General features: G+C 68.3%; 1 pseudogene. It reads right to left on the reverse strand.

Annotation, left to right across the window (positions count from 1 at the left end):
• Positions 1–265 (reverse strand): annotated as a pseudogene (locus ACSNOK_RS34565) (LCP family protein); the annotation flags it as partial.

Consider the following 265-nt stretch of genomic DNA (forward strand, 5'->3'; position numbering starts at 1 on the left):
CCCCGACCTCACCCACCCGGTCGGCGAAGGCCCCGACGAAGGCGTGCTGGAGCTTTATGCGGCCCAGGTCGCTGCCGTTGCCCACGCCCTTGCGGGTGCGGACCAGGCCCAGTGCCTGCTCCCCGTCCAGGGTGTGGCGCCCCGGCTCCAGGCTCAGCCGGCTGTCTTCGTCCTAGATCGGCTCGGTGACGGTGATCTCCACCCCGCCCAGTTCGTCGACCACCTTCTTGAAACCCGTGAAGTCGAGCTCCACGTAGTGGTCCAT

This window comes from Streptomyces sp. URMC 126 (assembly GCF_051386555.1).
In the GTDB taxonomy this organism is placed as follows: domain Bacteria; phylum Actinomycetota; class Actinomycetes; order Streptomycetales; family Streptomycetaceae; genus Streptomyces.